Consider the following 19,300-nt stretch of genomic DNA (forward strand, 5'->3'; position numbering starts at 1 on the left):
ATAACAATGTCGCGGACGGCTCAGATCTGATGTCACTGGGTACACGTCATGTCTTGCATTCGGTAACCCTTGGCCAGAGGCATGCCCGCGGGGTCTATGTGCAGACGACACTGAGGGTCGCTTTTCTCACCCCAGCGGACATCGAGGGTTTGGACCTGCATGCCGGTAGACAGCAAAATCTGCCCGCCTTGCCCTGCGATGCCCAGGATGTTGCCCTGCGCATCGCTGACCTGGGCGCCGAATGGCAGCGGCTTGCCACTGTCAGTGGTTGCATTGATGACCAGGCGCGTCACCTTGCGCGCAGCGAAGGTGGTCTTGATCACGGCCCCCTTGGCAGGTACCACTTGAGTACTGGCGTTATCGATTTCCACCTCGGGCCCCAGTCGGTCGGTTTGCAAGGTGATCGGGTTATAGCGGTAGGGGCGCAGATAGGGCATCAATGCGTAGCCGCGACTATTGGTCCTGACACCGGTAGCGTTCTGTATGCCAACGCCGGGTGTATCGGGTACTTCGATCAGGGCGATGGTGTCGCCCAGATTCGGGCCGAACTCGATGCCGTCCGCATGCAGCAACAAGGCGCCACTGACGTTGACTGATGCACTTCGATAATCATTGCCCTGGGTCACGCCGGCGCCGAGGCTGGCGAAGGGCGCCTGATAGCCTGCCGCAAGGCCTGCACTTTGCTGTTTGCCGTCATCGTTGCTAAGACTGGCGTGATAATTGACGCGGTTTTCATAGAAGCTGCCGCTCAGGCTGCCCCGTTGACTGTGGCGATTGGCGCTGCTCTGCAGGTCGAGTGTGGCATTACTCGAATGGCCGGTGTCGAGGGGCATCGAGATACTCAGGCCGAACTGCCGGTCGTTGCCGCGGCTACTGTCTACGCTCAGTGACTGTGAGGCGTAGAAGTTGTAGGTGATCCCGGCACGATGGGTGTTGACGTTGAGTTGAAATTGCCGCTGCTCGATATCGCGGCCCCAGTAATCCTGTTGCGACAGCGTCAGACCTACGCTGCTGCGTGCGCCGATTCTTTGATGAATCGAAGTTTCCAGACGGCTTCGGCGGCTGCCTGTGAACGTAGCGTCGTTGCTGCGCTGACTGACGGCTTCGTCGAAATCCCGATAGCCTTCGGTGGAGTAGCGATAACCTGCGAAGCGCAGATTGGTATGGGTAGTGAACGCCTTGCCATACTTGATGGCGTAACTCATGCCCTGCACGCTGGACCGAACGGTTTGATCGATATTGGCTCGTGACCGGGTCACATCGAACGCCATTGCCCCCAGCAGGCCCATGTCCCGCGACACGCCCAGTGCAGCGGCGTGGTAGAAGTCGCTGGTCATCAGTCCGCCATAAAGGGTCGAGTTCCAGCCTGTTCCAACGGCCAGAGTGCCTTGCCACAGCCAGGGATGCTCGGTGGCGTAGGCGCCGTTGAAGCGGCCCAGGGCTGTGCTGTATTTCCAGACGCCTTCGCGCAACAGGTTGCTGATAGTCGAGTAAGGTTGGGTAAAGCGCCGGACCTGACCATCGGCCTCGGTCAGCACGATCTCCAGTTCGCCGCTGCCCGCCGTGTTCAGGTCATCTATTTCATAGGGGCCCGCACTGACATACGTGGAGTAGATCGGGTATCCGTTCTGCAGCACTTCGAGTTTGGCCCTGCTTTGCGCCACGCCACGAATCACCGGTGCGTAACCCTGCAGGGAATCGGGGAGCATCTCCTGATCGGTTTTGATCAACCCGCCCTTGATCGGCACGCTCCGGAAGACATCGCCACCGGTGTAGGTTTCACCCAGGGTCAGGTTAGCGTGCGTGCCGGGCAGGTCGCGCTGTGCATAAGCGTAGGCTCTGGTCCATTCGCGATGTCCCTGTGCATCCTGGCGCACGCTTTGATTGCTGCGCAATCGCCATGATCCCAGGTTGATACCGGTGTTTAGGTACAGGTCTGCGCTGCTGCTGGTGCCTGTCTCCCTGTGGGTCGTCTGTTGCGCCGAGGTCTGGTAATTGATGAAGGCGGCGTTGATGCCGTAATCCCAAAGCGCCGGGTCCACTCGACCGTTGGCATCGCGGCGCATGGCGATCTGCGGTATCGAGATCGACAGTTGCAGTTTGCCGCCGTCGAGTACGACCCTGGAGTCCGGAATCAATTGCCCCAACGCGACACAGGCGACTTGCAACGAGGCCGGGTCGGCCAGACTGTCGAGGCGTACGCCGATCTGCTCAAGCAATTCCGACGACAGGCAGGGCAGCAGGCCGTTGCCTTGCGGGTCGGCATCGAAACGGATCTGCCGTTGGCCGAAATAGCGCATATTGACGTGGATTTCTACCCAATGGTCGCCTGGCCCGAGGCTCTCGACAACTGACAACTGGTTCAGCACGCTGGCCGCGGCCGCACTGTCATAGTCCTGGCCCTGACGCAGGAAGCCGGACTGGAAATTGACAGGTGTTGCCGCCTTGGTCAGTTCCAGCGGAACGGTCACGCTGCCGCACACAATCAGCACCTGCATAAAACGCAGGCGCACCGGTATGAACCCGGAATCGGGTAATAGGGTCATGTTCAATGTCCTGGGGATGAAGCGTGCCAGCGCTGTTTCAGTCAGTCAGCGTGGCCGTAGCTGTCTGCGGCTGGCTGTAGCCGCCGTAATCGTTGATCGCGGCAAACACCACCTGCAGGCCCGGTACCGCTTTCGTTTCGTTGAGCGTGTAATGGCGAGAGCTGAACGGGCCAAGCATGGCGACTTCACTGACCTTTTCAGTCCTGCCACCGCCGGAGACGTCGAGGCGAATGAACGACACATGAAAGGGCGTCGGATTCATGGCGGTCAGCTCTGCCTTGCCGGCAATCTGCCGGACCGACCATTGCAGGTCCTTGAGGCGGGCAATGGGGTTGTCAGTCAGCAGAACCGGGCGATAAAACAGTTTGATACGGGTACGCAGGGCAATATTCAGTACATTGCCTTGCGAAGAGTCGGCTTGAGGTATTTCCTGCACGTTAAAGTAGAACAATGACTCACGATCAGAGGGCAGGTCGTGGGGCTGGCCATTGATCTGTACCTGTTGTTCCTTGCCCGGATTAAGGCGGAAAAGTGGCGGCGAAGGTGCGAATGGAACGACGGTGACAGTGTCGTCTGCCTCCGTATTTACCCAGGTCTGCACCGCGAACGGGCGATCACTAGGATTGGATATGACCACCGACGTACTGCGCTTGTCGCCGTCGAACACTATACGCGTTGCGTTGACGGTCAGTGCTGCCTGGCTGGCGGGTATATAAGCTGCGCACATGAATAACATCATGCACCCCGCGAGGGCAGGTCTTTTAAAAGCCTGTTGGCAAATCATGGAAAGTTACCTTGTACGTTCAGATCCGAACGGACCTGAACGTAGTGAAGATGCTTCACGTGAAAAGACTATTGATCCTTACACAGTGAGCGAGTGGGTCGATGTATCAGTTGATCGCGACAACAAACTGGACATCCGCCGAAGCAGCACCGGGTTGAACGGTAGCCAGTGTCGAACGGTAGTAAGCGTTGAACACCATGTCGGTGACACCCCCCTCGACCAGTGGATAAGGCGCCGAGGCGTCGCCTGGTTTGATGGCGGTACCGGTCTGGTCCTTGATCACGATCGCAACGCCCTTTGCCCCGTCGACAGTAGGGGTGACGCCGAAGTAGTCGCCGCTGCTGTCAGGGGCGCCGATGAAGGTGACTTTGGCAGTGTTCGCGGCGCCGCCAGACGTAAGACCGCAACTGCCGTCGTCATTGACGCGCAGGGCAAAGCTCTTGCCAGACAGTTCGTCACCGATGCCGGTGAAACGGTTGGCTTCGATAGAGCCCATGTTCACCACGTTGCCGATAGAGCCATCGCCCGGATTGACCACTTCGATAGGGCAGGTGGTGGCGGTGATCTTGCCTTCGAAACGGATGGTGCCGGGGCCGGGGTTGGCGGATGCGACAGTGCCGGTCAGTGTAGTCGCCAGAGCAAGGCCCAATACGGATAGCATTTTGTTCACGATTAAAACCTTATAAGTATTAAAGTTGCAGGACTAAAAATGTAACTATTTATGGTGTCTTGGTAGACGGTTTGTGTTGTGTGTCATGACGGGGCGGGAGTTTACAGCAGGAGCGTTAGTTGCAAAGTCTCTGAAGCACTTTGTTTAATGGCGGGAGGTGTAGGATATTTCCTAAACTAGTGTCATGCATTTAAAATCTTGAGTTTTATGTTGTTCCGGGTTTTTCATGGGGCTGTGATTTTTTGTTCGGGCAGAGAACCCAAAGGGCAAATGTAACGGTATAGAATTAGAGGCGATGACTGAAATGCCGCCGACAGTCACGAGTTTTTTGTCAGCGGCGGGAAGTTCAGCTTTAGTACATGCGAATATCGCGTATAACCTGGAATACGTTTGGCCCTAAACCGGGAATCCGTTTAAGAAAAGCCGTTCGCTGTAGAAGCCATGAAGGGCCACTGGATGCTGCTGTATTAGTTGCCGATTGCTGGTTGACCCTGGCGTTAGGCCCTTTCGTCGGCCGCGGGTTCGGTTGAGGTGGCACACCCCTCAAGACGGACGCTCTTGGAATCTCCCCATCCCTAACCAATCCGGGTACGGCCAAATTCGCTGGGGCAGACCCACGTCGCGCAGCTATTCCAGGCGCGGCCTGCAAATCGTCAAGTGATCTCCTCATTATCTTACTTCCTTGGTCTAAAGCCTTGGTCGTAGCCTTGAGCGCGCTTTTAACCGCACTTTTCAATAGCATCCCACCGACGTCCAAAGGTATCGCGGCGTAGCCGACGTATTCCCCTATCCGAAGGGCTGTGTTATCTCCTTTCGCTGCACCATAAGCAGTGGCAGCCGTTGATGCAGCACCCAGAACGGTCCCTGCCGCCAGCACCCCGGTTGCGACGTAGGCCGCCGCCTGTGAGGTCATCGTGATACCCAGGACCGTTACAGGAACCGAGGCGGGCGCGGCCAATCCAAACGATGCATATGTCGCGTAGGCACCTGCTGCCGTGAACGCTACGCCAACCGCAAGCATGACCCAGGTCATCATTCCAATCCCCCCCGACATCTCTGCAGGTATCTCATCCTCATCGGGTCGTCGCAGCCTGCCACTCTGGGAGCTGGCGTCATGCCCGGTGGGGTCGCGCCAGGCAATGGGATTGCCCAGGCAATAGGTATAGGGGTTGACCCCGCCTGCACCAAAGGGGCTCAAGAAGTCAGGGCTGTGAAAACGCATCATGCCCGGGTTGTAGGCTCTGTAGCCGTTGCCCAGCAGGTACCAGCCCGTATCTGTTTCGCACACCTCGCCGTTGAACCCGGCAACGCTGAGCAGCACGTCATCGCTGTGGCGTTCTCCGTAGGCGCTGTAGACAGCCGTTCGCAACGTGTCCTGCTGGAACTCACCGAGAACGCTCTGGTTCGCATCCGTCAGCAACAGCAGGGTTTTGGCAGGTTCTCCGATGATCTGCTGGCCTATGGGTTGCTCGTCAATGTGCAGAAACTGAGTACGTCGGTCGTCCTGCACCGTGCTGCCCAACTGCTGGCCCTGATAAAAACGCAGTATTTCGCTGTCACTGCCATTGCGGGTGGTGGCCAGATGATTATGGCCGTCGTACGTGTAGGTGTTGATGGGCTCACCCGCCGGTTTTGCCACCCGAAGAAGGCGGCTCTGGCTGTCGTAGTGCAACTGGTTGCCATGCTCGTCAGTGCACTGATTGCCGTTGGCGTCATAGCTGAACGTCGGGTCCGGCGTGTCCCGTGGAGGTCTGTAGGTGATGCCCAGTAACTGGCATCGGTCCTCGGAGTCGGGGTCACCCTCTTTGCCATAGCGGAAAGTGGCTGTTTCAGTGTTGCCGTCGGCAAATTTGGTATAGCTCAGGGTCATGTTGTCCAGCTCGTCGAAGGTGAACGTCTGGCTGAGCATCGCCTTGTCGGAAGCGTGCACTGGCAACTTACTGCCTGAATAGGTGATGCCGGTCAGCCGGGCTCGGGTGTCATACCTGAACTCTTCCAGCAGCAGCGTGTTGCCCGCTTCCCGCAAGTGGCGGCTTTGCATGAGCCCGTCCGGTTGCCATTGCTGTTCCAGCGTACGTACAGGGTGATTGCCGGCAATCTGCGTCCTGAGCACTTCCTGCCCTTGGTCGTCATATTCCATACGGTTTATCAGGCGGGTCCCGGCGACGATGTCATGGGTTGTCATCTCGCAGGGCTGACCCAGTGTGTCATACCGGGTGATCACCTCCACGTTGCCCTGAGCGGCACTTTCGAGTCGGCCGAACGTGTCATACCGGTAAGTCGTTTCCACGCCTTTGACACTGTTTTTGACGCCGCCTCTAACCCGGCCCTTGACTACGTCTTTAACCGGGTTTTTGACCTCTTTTTGTTCGACATCGGTGCGATACATCGTACGGCCCTGCAAGGATGTCCGATGCAGGGTTTGCCAGGTCCGGCCTTGCAGATCTTCCCAGGTCTCTTTGGTCAGCTGGTTATGCGCGTCATAAGCGTAAGCGCGCTTGCCCTGCTGATTAGTGGCAGAGACCAGGCGGGCACTGACGTTGTCATAGTCGAAACGGGCAGCGTCATCCGGTGCAGTACTGGAGACGATCTGGTCGGTGAGCTCCCGCTTGTAGGTGTAGCTGATGGCATCACCCATGGCCGTCGTGCGGGTTTTGACCTGCATTTGACCATCCTCGTACTTGTAGTGCTCCACACGTTGCCCGGCCTGCGCCCGTGTCAGACGGCCCAGCCCGTCGAACTTCTGTTCGCCTGTCAGGGTTTTGGTAATACCGTCCCGATGAATCACGCTCAGGCTGGTCGGCAGCTCGGTGGTGCTGAACGGTTCATATTCACGATGTGCCTCGCTGCTATCCGGCAAGCGTGTTCTGACCATGCGCGACCAGGCGTCATAGCTGAACAGGGTTGTGTCGTCTGACTCGTCAGTCTGCTGCGTGCAGCGCCCCATTCCGTCGTAGAGAAAGGTTTGTGAGCCCAGATCTTCTCCTGCTGCGTTCTGGCTCTTGATCTTGTCCGGTTTGCCGAACATGTTCAGCCAGGTCTCGCTACGACCACTGATCAGAGGTTCTGCGTCACTGCTTTGCACCCACGTCTTCTGGACCGGACCGTTATGTTCTTCACTGCCGATGGGGTCGTAGTACTGGTGGGTCTGCACGCCGTGATCCGAGGTAATGACAGACTGGCGGTTCCAGTCGTCGTAGGTGTAGGTACTTTGCGTGGTGAACCGTTGCTGGTTGTCGAACCAGTCGTAATCCATTTCGTATTGCACATTGTTCCAGGCGTTGTATTGCGCTGTATGGATCATGCGCATCGCTTTCAGATCATTGCTGTCGATGTGGTCCCGTTCCTCGAGTATTGCCCGGCCCAGGCCATCCATGACAGAGCGGGTCCTGACCTTGCGGGCGTCGGTCAGCACTTGTTCTGCATGCTGTCCCGGAGCGGAACACAGGGTGTACTCGTACTCGCGACTGGCTTCATAGCCAGCACTTGAATTCGGTGCGATCGTTTCCTTGGTAAGCCGGTTGAGCGCGTCATAGGCATAGCGGATCTCCACGCCTTCTTCCAGGGTCATCAGCACCTGGCCGGTCAACAACGACTGCTGTTGCTGCTTGCTTATGCGGGCATTGTCGAAGCCGATAGTGGTGATCTCTATCAGCTGTACCGGGACCTGCAAGTGTTCGCTGTTGTCCTTGTTGTTGCCCTTACCCTTGTTCTTGCGGTTGTTGCTGTTGCTGTGACTGATGCTGGCGTGGCTGTACTCGTAGACGGTAACGGTGTCCTTTCCATTCAGGGACTCGATATTTTTCCCGGTTCGACCATGCTGGAAAGGCGCGTCCGGCTGGTTGATGTGCTCCAGCAGGATCTTTTGCAACTCCACAGAGGTTCCATCGCTTTCAAGCTGCAGCAGTGTTTCGGTTTCCGGCACGATCCAGTCGGGTAACTCGCTGCCGGTCAGTGCAGGCAGCGTGCTGTAGCGATAACGTTTGGACAGGGTAGGGGCCCCGGGCTGCGACGACAGGGCGGGTTTGACCACTTTTTCTTTCAGTCGTGAGACAAACCCTTCCGCATCGGCCGGGCAACCGTCGCCACCGGCGGCCGGGTACCAACTGCTGACTTCTTGGATCCCGTCGGCGCGTGTATGCACCAGCGGATTGCCGTAACGGTCATAGGTATTGGTGACGGTTTCTGTGCGCGTCCGCTCAGGCTCGTCCAGCCGTTGCCAACGGGTGGTGACTTCGCTGGGTAGCTGACAATCGTCGGGCTGTCTGGAGTAATGCACGTCCTCCAGGATGTTGTAGGCGGTGGTGACCGTTTGCTGGTTTTTGTTCTGGGTGGTGACTTCGCGGGTCTGCAAGTGAAAGCGGTTGAAGGTGCGCTCTATGCTGCGCACGGCCTTGTTGTCGACCCACAGGCTTTCGGTACAGACATAGTTGTACTCCTGCAGATATTTATAGAGGTTGTCCAGGCCGTCGTCTTTCCAGGCGATGGGCAACCCGGCACCGAGAAAATTTCGTGAGCGTTGCTGGCCGTCCTTGTAGGTATATCGCACATCGACCTTTGCCTGACTGAGGCCGGGATCGGTGATGTGTCTTGTCACTCTGGGTATGGGCTGGCGAGCGGCGCTGGATGGAAACGCATGGCCTTCATCCTGGTAGTAAATTTCTTCGCTGCTTCCAGAGGGCGTCTCTACATGGTTGATGCATAACTGATTGCCGTTCTTCAGGGCATATTCGAAGCGCCACGACGCATTGTTCTCGGTGGGCAGGGTGATGCACGTTACGTGTTTTGTGCCGGTGAGGGTCATCAAAAAGCGCGCCAGTGGAGTACCGCCAGTGCCCGCGTACGGATGCAGTTTCAGCTCGACGGATGTACTGCTGCGTGCAATTGCCAACAGCGTCTGACCCAGGTCGTCAGTGATCGAAGCAAGTCTGTAGGTGCTGCTGTTGAACACCGTGTGCTCGAGCGCGATGCTGTGTCCCGACGGGGCGATGATCTTTACCGCCCAGGCCATTTTTTTATTACCGCTGCTGTGCAGCTTGAGGATTTCCATCAGACCTGATTTGTGCACCACCCGGTAAGACGTATCGTCCTGTTTGTAGAAGTGGAAGGTGTCAATTTTCTTCTCGGTCATCGTCAGTAGACCGTTGCTGCCGGTGCCGTCGACCCGGAAGGTCTCGCCTGTGCTCAGGGACAGGATCTGGGTGGCAGGGTCGTACTGCGACAACTGCAGGTTCCAGCCCAGGCCGTAGCCGCTGTCCAGCGTATTGAGCTGATTGTAGGACAGGTCGAGTCGGAACCCTGGCCCGCGCAGGTCATTGCTCTGCAGATCGGGCATGCTGATCGATATGTTGTAAAGCCCGGTGCGTGGGTCGACGCCGCTTTTCAGACAACTCATGAAATTGAGCGCGTTGGAGTGCACGGAAGTGGAAGCAGCCATGGAGCGGACCTCGCTGATTGATGCGTGCCAAGCGCAGCGGTGTCTGACGATTGTGCAGTCCTTGCGCTCTGGTCATTGACGACCCCCAAGCCTGAACGCCCTGAGGCGTCCGTGTGGCTGGAAGTCTTGCCTAACCCTAACAGTCCTTACCCGGGCAACAACCTAGCAGTAGTGCTAGTGGGCAACCGATGGGCATCGGCGTAAAAAAAGTCCTATCCGCACTTGCAGGGTCAACCCTTGCGACCTACCCATTTCAGCGGAAACGAGAAAGGAGTCTCACTCATGGCGCTGAATTTCCCCGCCCCCAAGGTGCCTGACTTGCAGCAGCCCGGGAACTACCTCGATCTGGATCAGTTGGGCAGTGCCGACCTGACCACCTGGATTGACTACCCAGGGATCAAGAACGGCGATCGGTTCATGCCCAACTGGCGAGGTTGCGGCGCCCTGGGCGAAGTGGACGACTACGTCAACGATTTGATCGAGGTCGCGGGGCTGCAGCCTGAAGGTATGCTGCTGATGATCACTAACCCGTTGCTGATGAGGCTTGACCAGGGCTGGGTGTTTTACTCGTATGTAGTCGAAGGCAGCATCGAGGAATCCCAGCGCCTGTTCTTCTATGCCGGCAAACGTCCGTCAGCCGCCGCCGGGCTGGGGGTGCCGCAATGCAAGGAGTCTCACGATCTGAAGCTTGACCCCGGCCTGCTGTGGGATCTTTCTGAGCTGTCGATCGTGACGCCGTCGTATCTGGCCATGCGCGAGGGCGACAGAGTGACCCTCACACTGGATCTTTATTACAGTGACGGCAGTTTCGCGCTCCCTGTTATCCTGTCCCGGGTATTGGCGCTGGAAGAGGTGGGCCAGCCTTTGCAGTGGTCGATACCGACTAACGAACTGGTGCCAATTGAAACGGGTGGCTTCGCGCTGATGAGCTACCTCATCGAGTACGGCGATCCCGCATTGACAACGGTTTCGGTCACCCAGTCGCTGGCCATGGTCATACCCTCCTTGGTGTTATTGCCGGCCTTGAAGATCAAGGATTTCAGCGGCGGCTCACTGGACCCGGAAGCCTTCCCTGGCGGCATCACCCTGCTGATCGATCCTTTCGGCATGCAGATCAATGACGATGTCGTGGTTTACATCTCCAGCGGCAATCAGCTGGTGCAGACCCTGAGGGCCGACATATCCAATATCGACAGTGGCGTGCTGCAGTTCTCGCTGGCGAAGGCCTGGCTTTCTGCCAATAACGGCAAGAACATCGAGCTGATGTATCAGTATGCGCGACCGGGCCATGCCGCCAGCTCGTTGCCGCTCAAGGTAACGCTGAGCCGTCCGCTCGATCTTCCTGTGCCCGTTATCGACGACGCCCAGATCGAGAGCGCTGAAGAATGGGGAGTAGTGGGCTATATCCATGCCTCGTTGCTGCTGAGCGGGGTGAGAATTCGCATACCGAAAGATGTGTTCATCGGCGACGACTACACGATACAGATGCACTGGGAGGGCAATACAGGCACGGGCAGCTTTATCGCCGATCCTTCGCCAGACAACCCGCACCTGTTCATCATCCCGTCCACAGCGGTCCCGGCCAATATGGACAAGTGGGTGAGCGTCTATTACAGCGTCGTTTCACCGTTGCAATCAGGCACTTCGCCAGTCTTCAAGCTGGAAGTCAGAGGCCTAAGCTCCGTTTGGCCATATATCCAGATCATGCGACCACGCGTTACCGATACCCTGCTTTACCTTGGCTGTGTGCCACCGGAAGGTGCGCTTCTCGAGCTGGCATCCTGGGCCTACATGGCACCCGGGCAACGGGTACGAATCAAGGTTACTGGCTTGTCCCAGTCGGGTTCGCCACAAGCGCTCGGGCTACGTACCGGCGCCGCCGAACCGCTCACTGAGGCGGAATACGATGCCAGGCAGGTGCCGGTGATCATCCCGAGGGATTTCCTGGACAGTCTGCAAAGAAAGAGTCTGACCAACATCGTCACGGTCGAAGTCAGCTTTGATGACGGGGCGAATTACACACAGTTTCCGTCTATTAATTTCATCGTACTGGACGGTCTTTTTTTATAGGCCGGCAGGCTGGCGCAGGACGCAACAGCCACTGGCATGACCCCACACATACACGGACGTAACCCCATGGCCAATAACACGCTGAACCACCTGACCGAGTGGATGAAAGACCTCGACAATAATGTGATGTGGGGTTGGGACTCCATCGCTGCAATGGCCCGAGGCAAGGTGAATAACCTGTTGCTTCAGGAGTATGTCGCGCGTTTTTCGTCGGATACCTATCTAAAGCCTGTGAGCGGAGAGGTGAGGCTGAGCGAAGGGTTTAAAGAAAGCATTCACAATTTTATTCTGGATGCGCCCAGGCTGGCCTTCTCGAACGATAACCTCGGTCAGTCTCATGCGACATTGACCTGCTCGATCCTGGGCGGAACCCAATTGACGATGAAGAATAACGTCGATAATTGGGAAGCCTACAGGGTCATCCATATCGATGCGCTGCAAGGTCCGAAGCTGACACTGGATCTCGCGCTGGAAAGGGTCCCGGGCAATATCGAGAGCGATGGCCGGCTGCGGCTCGACCTCAAGGACAGTGACAATTTCATTCTTACCTTCGCGGCTGACAGGACTGACCGGGCACTCGGCGGAGCTTTTTTCAAAGCCTTGTTCAATGCGTTGCCGGACGAGGAGCGCATATGGACGCTTGGCGTGATCAAGCGTGGCACGAATAATCTGATGCACCCACAGTCTTTCAAACTGCGCACCCAGACCAATCCCGCTGCACCTCTCGACCCGCATGCCGCCAACTACGGCGACGGGGCCGTGTTGGTGTTCATTCGTCTGGAAGGCAGTCAGGAAGGCGGCGACATCCCGGTAGAGTACCAATACCTGATACCGGATGATGTCGGGAAAGATTACTCGGCCACCGTGTTGTTCAGTGCGGAGCGTACGTTCAAGGCGGCACTGTTCATAGGTGAAGTGACCAAGACCATTGCTTCGGTTATTGAAGGCGTGGTGTTCAAACCTGTTCATGATGGCTCCGGCCGACTGGTCAAGGCGACTGCCACGTCGGGCAGACTGAAGACGTCCGAGTCGAGCAGCCAGGATGTCCAGGTTCAAATCGATGGCGTGTCAGTCCTGGCAAATGTTTACAAAACCGAGACCTGGCTTGATGCGTTGGGGAGCACGCCTTTGTCTGTGGAGCTCATTGCCGATGGCACGGTGGCATTGACCTGGAAGTCCAAAGCAACCCCCGGCGTTGTGCTTACGTTGCCAGGCCATGGGGCGCTGCTGGTCATGAGCAAGGTCGTCACGGTCGATGTACGGTGCATTTATACCTTCGCCGAAGAAAACAACGACTTGGTTTTGATCCCCAGCCTCACGATAAACACCATCATCGATGGCCTGACTTTCGTGGAGATCCCTCCACCAGCAAACAGCTTTTCATTACTGTTTTTAATAGAGGCGGTAAAAAGCAATTTTGAGAAGTTGAACAAGGACCCGTTCGAGTCCGACATCAAAGCCGCACTGGCACGCAAACTCGCTACTCGTGTGCCGATCAGTTCGTTCATCCGGGACAGTATCGATCTCAATTTCAACGAAGCCATTGTGCCTGATGTACTGCGTGGGCCTAGAGACATAGCCGCCTTCGGCCGCATCAACAGCTCCGGGGCAGACTTTGTCGTCAGCCCGGCGGAGCATCTGATGGTGGTCGACAGTTCCACCACCTTCTCCATTCAACCGCCGGGTGCGAATGTGACCTGGAGTGTCGAACGTCTGCAGGGCGATGCGCAGAACTTCGGTGCCATCAATGGCACCGGCCGATATTACGCGCCAGAAGCCTCTTTGACCGAGCTTGCGTTCACGCGTGTTCGGGTGACGGCCACTGACATGAACTCCAACTATCAGAGTTCGGCGCTGGTCACGATCGTGACCAACCCGATCACCGTCAATCCGTTGATTCAGGTGTGTGACGCCGGGCAGATTGTGGAGCTTGAGGCAGGTTCGCTCGGCACAGAAGAAATGCACTGGTCGCTCAAGGATCCGGTTCCCGGCGAAAGCGGTGTTCTGGAGGGCAGTGCACTGGCTGATGGTGATCACCGTTACGTCGCGGCGCACAAGGTGCCCGGCAAAACCTATGTTCTGGATCAGATAGTCGTGACCGGCGGGCAGGCGAGTGTTTCGTCGTGGGTATTGGTAAAGCATCAAACCCCATTGATAACGGTGAAAGTCGTAAAAACCGTGGAGGTTTCTGAAGTTCTGGAGGTTGCGAAGGTCGACAAGCCCGTGGACGTTGTGACCATTCGTGCCGATCAGGTTCAACTGCAAGCGTTTGCCAATGCCGTTGCGCTGCCTGGCGTCAAATGGAGAGTAGGCGCCGGGAGCGGGAGCATCAGTGACGGCTTGTACACCCCCGACATATCGTCGACTGACCGGTTTGTGCTTATTTTTGCCGAGGCCGATCATCCAGTCTTTGACGTCATGGAGGGGCATATCATATTGCCGCTACCGGTGTGCGGGTTTGCCCCGGAGCTGGAATTGATGAAGGGCAAAGAAGTCCCGGCGTCCTGATCGAATGCACATCGGTCTTATATATATCAACATCACAGGAGGTGATGTCATGGCTGGTTATTCAGCGGAAAGTCTGCTGGCATGGATGAAAAATACCACGCGTCTCAGAGGCTGGGACGCGATCATTGCTCTGGATGGCGACAAGGTCAACGAGCTCCTCGACCAGGTTTACCAACAGAGTCTGGCCCAGGGAATGTCGCGTCCGGTGCCGGACGGAAGTATCACAATTCCCGATACGCATGATTCCCATTTTTTCTCGGGCTGCGTTCTCGGACCACCAGGCTTGTCGTTCAAGCACAGCGTTCTGGAGCATTCGCTGCTGGCCTGGCGCATTTCAGTTATCGCCGGTTTGCATACCGTGGTAGAGAACGCTCAAGGGCAGCACAATGTTCACAGAATCGCAGCCTACGACCCACTGAACGCGCCAGGTCTGGACTTCGATCTGGAACTGAGCAGTCAAAGCGCGGATCTGGTGGTGGACCTTGGTCTGGCTGAAAACCTTTCACTGGATTTTCCGGGCGGTTCTACCGAACGAGAGAAGATCGGCGACTTTTTTCAGGATTGGTTCAGCAACCCGGAAAATCATGAGCAGCAGTTCAGGCTGGGTATTTTCAACGAGCAGAGCAACGAATTGCTCAATGTACGTAGAATCGATGTGCGATCACAGCTTGAAAGCCCCGATGCTGTATCGGTCCATAAAAAAGGCGCGTTGCTGCTGTTTGCGACCATGGAATACGGCGTGACGGGCGGGATTCCGGGTGGCGACTCCGACTTCCGTTACCTGATTCCCAACGATGCTCAGCAGTCGTACTCGGCGACCGCTGTGTTTTCCTCTCACGCACTGCACCGTGCTGCCTTTGGCCATGCGGTGATACAAATGCTGCAAGCGCCTGACTTCAGCTTCAGCGTTCCGGACGATAAACCGCTGCAGCGGATGGTCGCTCAGGCCGGCACGTTTGCAGTTCCGGCTGGAGAATATCGCAGCGCGGAATTCGTCTTTGAATCGGAACCGTTCAGCGTTCAGGCCTTCAACGCCCAGCATCCCCTGACCATTGACTTCGAGTACGCCCAGACCACGCAGACCTGGGAATTTCCCTGCACGCTGGGCTTTCGCTACAGAGCGCTGGACAGCGATGAATGGCAATCGCACAACGCTACCTTCAACATCAGCCTCAGGCATGAGTTTCATCTGACCGAAGGTGGGTCGGATGGTCAGGCAGTGGAAGGGCATCTTTATACACCTTACCTGTTCGACCATGAAGTCAGCGCCGTTCCAGGAACACTGGACAACCTGAGTGCCGGGGAGCTGGAGCAGGTCAATGGCTTCGTGGCCTACACCGTCAAGCACGCGTTGCTGCAAGGGTTGAGCAAAACCCTGGATGCAACGGGCGCCGAGCGTTTTCTGGGCGGCTGGTTATTGCCTGACGAGCAAGTGTTGCAACCTGTACTCAAGCGCCTGCCTTATGACCAGGTCGTGTTCGGACGCATCGATCCCGGTGTGTCGACGTTCAGTATCGCCGGGCACCAGGCATTGATCGCTACGGGAGAAGCGCTGCAATTGACCACCCAGCCTGCGCGGTCGGGCATCGTCTGGACCCTGGAAGATCCATCGGATGACGGTACTGAAGGTTTGGGAGAAATCGATAAGCAGGGTCGGTATACGGCGCCCGCAGCGCTGCCCGCAAAGCAGGGTTTTCAGCGTGTACTGATCAAGGCGATGGACCCGGTGTCGGGGCATTACAGTACCGCTGTGGTGACGGTGCTCACCAGCAGCGTCAGCGTCAGCCCGTTGATTCAGGTGTGTAATCACGGTCAGCGGGTAGCGCTTACAGCACGCAGTTCGCGTGCAACCAGCCTGAAATGGACGGTGGTCGATCCGGTAGCCGGAGAAAGCGGGACGCTTGAGGACGGCGTTGATGCATCGCATGAGAAGTTTTACGTCGCCGGTGCAGGGGGGGCAGGGAATACCTATGTCCTTGACACAATAACGGTCAGCGACGATCAGCACACCCAATCGATTCAGGTACTGGTCGTTCGCCACCCTCCGATGCTGTTCATAACGCTTGCCAGCGTCAATGATCAGCGTGCCGAGCTGAAAGTCGTCGTCAATGGCCGTGACCTTCCAGTCACCTGGAGTATTGATGGGCCGGGCTCTATAGACGCCACGGGTGTGTACAGCAGTGATGCCAAAGCACCCGAACGCTACGTTGTCGTGTTTGCAGAATTTGAAGACGAGGTTTTTGGCACAATGGCCGGGCACTTGATTCTGCCGCTGCCATTGAGTGGTTCCTCCGGTGTGTTGCAGGCACTGACCGGGACAGCGGGGGGCACGGCGGCTAACGCAATGCCCCGTTCATTGAGCGGTATTGTGCAGCGAGCGGGTGCAGGTACCTTGACCCAAGGCTGGGGAGCCGTCGCGGCGGTCAGTCGCAGCGAGCTCAACCGGCATATAGAGCAACAATACATCGAGCGCTATCAGGATCTGGCCTTCTTGCCGTTGTTCACCGGCGACATCGTGGTGGATGAGCGACAAGGCGACACTGTTCGTCTGAAACAGGTCGAGCTGGGCGTGCCGGTCCTGTCGTTTCTGCCTGACTCGCCGAGCTCCAGTAGTGTCCTCGTCACGATGAACATCGTGTCTGGCCGTTACAGCGGCTTGCATCAGCCGGAGGGGAGTGTAACTACCGTGTCCGGCAGCTTCATCATCAGCGAGCCCATGGGCTTCAGGCTGGCGATGACTGTCGAGCTCTTCGTGGATGAGGAGGGGCATGTGCTGCTCGATCTGGCCGGCGGGGCTGGCGTTGCCTGTAGTCTGGGGGGCGTCAATGAGGCGATCAACCAGCGACTGGCGGATTTCTTTGCTGAGGCGTTCAAGGACATTGCGCTTCATCGTCGGGTTTTCTCAGTGCTGCAGGCACAGCTCAATCGCTACCATGTTCAGACTCCAGGCAGCTTGCGGCTTGTTACCCGCGCCGCGCCGCGTTCAAGCGATGCGCGCATGGACACGACCGGTGATGGCGCGCTTGTGCTGTTCATGCACGCGCAGGATAGCGACGCCGAAGGCGTGTTTTCGCCGACAGATGATTTCGTTTATCCGATACCTGATGATCGTGGGGCAGACGGTCAGTCAACCTACGGCACGGTGCTGATGCTCTCGCAGGAGACTCAGTCGATGATCGAGCGTGAAGGCCTGCAGGTGGCGGACAGCCTGAAGTTCACCGGTGGATGCGTATTCGAACCACTTGAGCAGCACCGCCCGGATGACCTGCTGTTGTTTGGCGGCCTTCGGTCGAAACAGGCCAGTATCACACCCCTGTTCTCGACCCTGACGGCCGGGCAGACCCAGCGTTTTGTCCTGTGCAACCCGCAAGGCGAAGAAATACCGGCCACCAGCTGGAGTGCATTAAGCATTCAAAGCCACCTGGCTGCCGGAAGCGGCAGCATCTCTTCCAGCGGCGTCTACACGGCGGCGGGTATTGAGGCGATCGGCCATGACGCGCTGCGCGTGGTAATCACAGCCACGTATGAAGAGTCAGGCGCTGTCGTCAAGGTCTCGGCGCTGGTGGGTGTGGTATCACGCAGCATGGAGTTGGCGCCACGTGTGACGGTAGTGCCAGGGGGGGCTACGCTGCAAACGGTCTCGCTGGCGGCTTCGACGCTTGACGGCAGCCCGGTGAGCTGGGCGTTGCTGGGCTCCGAGCTTGGCAGGTTGAGTGAGGCCGGCAAGGGCGCGCTTTTCAGTCCGGATGCCAGGTCCGGGAAAAGAGCGCTGGCCGTGCAACAGATAGAAGCGTCGGGCAATGACCTTGGCATCGCAACGGTGCTTGTTGCCAACGGGCAGCAAATGCTGCGTGTCGAGCCGGCTTTCGTACCCAGAGCACGGCCAAAGGTAGCGGTGCAGCTACAGGATGACCGTGCACTGTTGCCCGGGCTTGAGCGACGCTGGAAGGTGGTGGGGGGGGCCAGGCACTGTCGATCGGCAGGGGCTTTTCATGCCTCCCGATCAGACGCTTGTCGCCAGTAGCGTGGTGAGCTGTGAAGTGGTGAACAACGGGGTGGTTCTGGCGTGCGGCTATAGCGTCATCGAATTATCCGAGGTCATCGATGAAGGCAGTTGGACCGAAATGTCGATGTTTACCATCACGGTCCCTGGCTCGTCATCACCTGACAATACCAAAGGTAATCTGTACCCCAACGGTTATCAGCAAATCAGGCTGCAGGTCAAGACCCAGGTGATGCCGGACAACGAAATCGAGTACCAGCTGAGTCCCACTGAAAGGGCCTCCATGCGTCTGGTAGACGATGAAACCGGCCAAAATATCGAGTCAGTACTCCCCCCTCTCGACGGCATGTCCGAGGGCGATAAGCAGGCGTGGCGCGTGCGCAGTCAACATAACCGTTTCGAGCTGTCCGGGACCGGCATCTCCGCTGCTGAATCGGGCCTGGATGCGCAACGGCCAGTCGTGCAGGACTTCTACCTGCACAGTCGGGCGGAAACGGGTTTTGTCGGCGTCTTCCACGCGACCTTCCGGGCCGACGCTACCGGCTTTTGGTGGACCTCTGTGCGGTATGAAGATGTGAACAGCACGGTTGAAATAACGCCGCGACGCTTGCCAACGTTCGATTCCCGCAATTACACCTTCCTTCCGCGGCGTGCTCATGGGGATGGCGGAGATCCTCCGGTTGAGCCGCCGGTGGAGGGGCCTCCGGACTTCGGTGAGGATGTGCATTTCGATTACCAGTTCGAGACTACTGATTACTGGACGCTGGCTGCCATTAACCCCGATACCCAGCAATGGGTGAGTTTCCAGACGCTGAAGTTTCTGCCCTCCGAGCCTGACAGTGATGTGATCAATACGTCGATCATTCTTTGGGAGAGCCAGCAGGAAAACGAAGTCATGTTCAGCTGGACGGGATTTATCTTCGACGACCCGGCGGTTCCCGGTGATGTAAGCAAAGTGCACTTCGACGACGCGCTTCAGGACGTGATGGGAGATATTAAGTCGTTGGACATTGACGTCAAGATGTCCGTATTCGAGGCCGGCAAACTGGTTATCAGCCTGCACCGCCTCCGGGGCCTTCAATACATCCCGGAAGGTGACCCCGCACGCGACAAATTGACGGGTGAACTGGTAGTTCTGTTGGTCGATAAGCAAGGCAATGCCCATAAACGGCGAATCGGTTTTCTGGCCGACGGCGCCGGTAGGCGCAACCGTCTCATGCATACCTTCTATTCGGAAACGCTGCCCGAATGAGGCATTGATGCAACACACTGACAGGGAGTC

The 19,300-nt window shown here is 57.4% G+C and carries 8 protein-coding genes; 4 read left to right on the forward strand and 4 right to left on the reverse strand.

Annotated features, from left to right (window positions below):
• Window positions 1-32: 32 nt before the first annotated feature.
• From ACW55A_RS16400 to ACW55A_RS16415, 4 genes are all read right to left on the reverse strand, one after another.
• Window positions 33-2,546: a fimbria/pilus outer membrane usher protein gene (locus ACW55A_RS16400; protein ID WP_455807787.1), complete on the reverse strand. Its 2,514-nt coding sequence runs from the start codon at window positions 2,544-2,546 to the stop codon at window positions 33-35.
• Window positions 2,547-2,583: 37 nt separating this feature from the next.
• Complete coding sequence (locus ACW55A_RS16405) at window positions 2,584-3,273, reverse strand: fimbrial biogenesis chaperone (RefSeq protein ID WP_498811045.1); 690 nt, start codon at window positions 3,271-3,273, stop codon at window positions 2,584-2,586.
• Between the two features lie 163 nt (window positions 3,274-3,436).
• On the reverse strand, window positions 3,437-3,991 hold the full coding sequence (locus ACW55A_RS16410) for a fimbrial protein (RefSeq protein WP_083188424.1): 555 nt from the start codon (window positions 3,989-3,991) through the stop codon (window positions 3,437-3,439).
• A gap of 361 nt (window positions 3,992-4,352) precedes the next feature.
• Window positions 4,353-9,437, reverse strand: coding sequence for an RHS repeat-associated core domain-containing protein (locus ACW55A_RS16415; protein ID WP_455807785.1), 5,085 nt, complete (start codon window positions 9,435-9,437; stop codon window positions 4,353-4,355).
• 282 nt (window positions 9,438-9,719) lie between these two features.
• On the opposite strand from ACW55A_RS16415, the gene ACW55A_RS16420 reads away from it, so the two are divergent.
• The 4 genes from ACW55A_RS16420 (at window position 9,720) to ACW55A_RS16435 (ending at window position 19,270) form a co-directional block, all read left to right on the forward strand.
• The gene (locus ACW55A_RS16420; protein ID WP_498811046.1) at window positions 9,720-11,507 is read left to right on the forward strand and encodes a hypothetical protein; all 1,788 of its coding nucleotides are present in this window, start codon (window positions 9,720-9,722) and stop codon (window positions 11,505-11,507) included.
• A 66-nt stretch (window positions 11,508-11,573) separates the two neighbouring features.
• Window positions 11,574-14,015, forward strand: coding sequence for a hypothetical protein (locus ACW55A_RS16425; protein ID WP_044308246.1), 2,442 nt, complete (start codon window positions 11,574-11,576; stop codon window positions 14,013-14,015).
• 49 nt (window positions 14,016-14,064) lie between these two features.
• On the forward strand, window positions 14,065-18,039 hold the full coding sequence (locus ACW55A_RS16430) for a hypothetical protein (RefSeq protein ID WP_498811047.1): 3,975 nt from the start codon (window positions 14,065-14,067) through the stop codon (window positions 18,037-18,039).
• Window positions 18,008-19,270 carry a hypothetical protein gene (locus ACW55A_RS16435; protein WP_498811048.1) on the forward strand — a complete coding sequence of 421 codons (1,263 nt, stop codon included), beginning with the start codon at window positions 18,008-18,010 and terminating at the stop codon, window positions 19,268-19,270. Before ACW55A_RS16430 ends, ACW55A_RS16435 begins: the two co-directional genes overlap by 32 nt.
• The last annotated feature ends 30 nt before the right edge of the window (window positions 19,271-19,300 follow it).

Source organism: Plantibacter cousiniae (nom. nud.), assembly GCF_977070315.1.

What these genes read in the sequence shown, in the direction of transcription:
- ACW55A_RS16400 (WP_455807787.1), bottom strand. Translation starts at nt 2,546, where the DNA reads ATGACCCTATTACCCGATTCCGGGTTCATACCGGTGCGCCTGCGTTTT.
- ACW55A_RS16430 (WP_498811047.1), top strand. Translation starts at nt 14,065, where the DNA reads ATGGCTGGTTATTCAGCGGAAAGTCTGCTGGCATGGATGAAAAATACC.
- ACW55A_RS16435 (WP_498811048.1), top strand. Translation starts at nt 18,008, where the DNA reads ATGCCTCCCGATCAGACGCTTGTCGCCAGTAGCGTGGTGAGCTGTGAA.
- ACW55A_RS16420 (WP_498811046.1), top strand. Translation starts at nt 9,720, where the DNA reads ATGGCGCTGAATTTCCCCGCCCCCAAGGTGCCTGACTTGCAGCAGCCC.
- ACW55A_RS16415 (WP_455807785.1), bottom strand. Translation starts at nt 9,437, where the DNA reads ATGGCTGCTTCCACTTCCGTGCACTCCAACGCGCTCAATTTCATGAGT.
- ACW55A_RS16410 (WP_083188424.1), bottom strand. Translation starts at nt 3,991, where the DNA reads ATGCTATCCGTATTGGGCCTTGCTCTGGCGACTACACTGACCGGCACT.
- ACW55A_RS16425 (WP_044308246.1), top strand. Translation starts at nt 11,574, where the DNA reads ATGGCCAATAACACGCTGAACCACCTGACCGAGTGGATGAAAGACCTC.
- ACW55A_RS16405 (WP_498811045.1), bottom strand. Translation starts at nt 3,273, where the DNA reads ATGTGCGCAGCTTATATACCCGCCAGCCAGGCAGCACTGACCGTCAAC.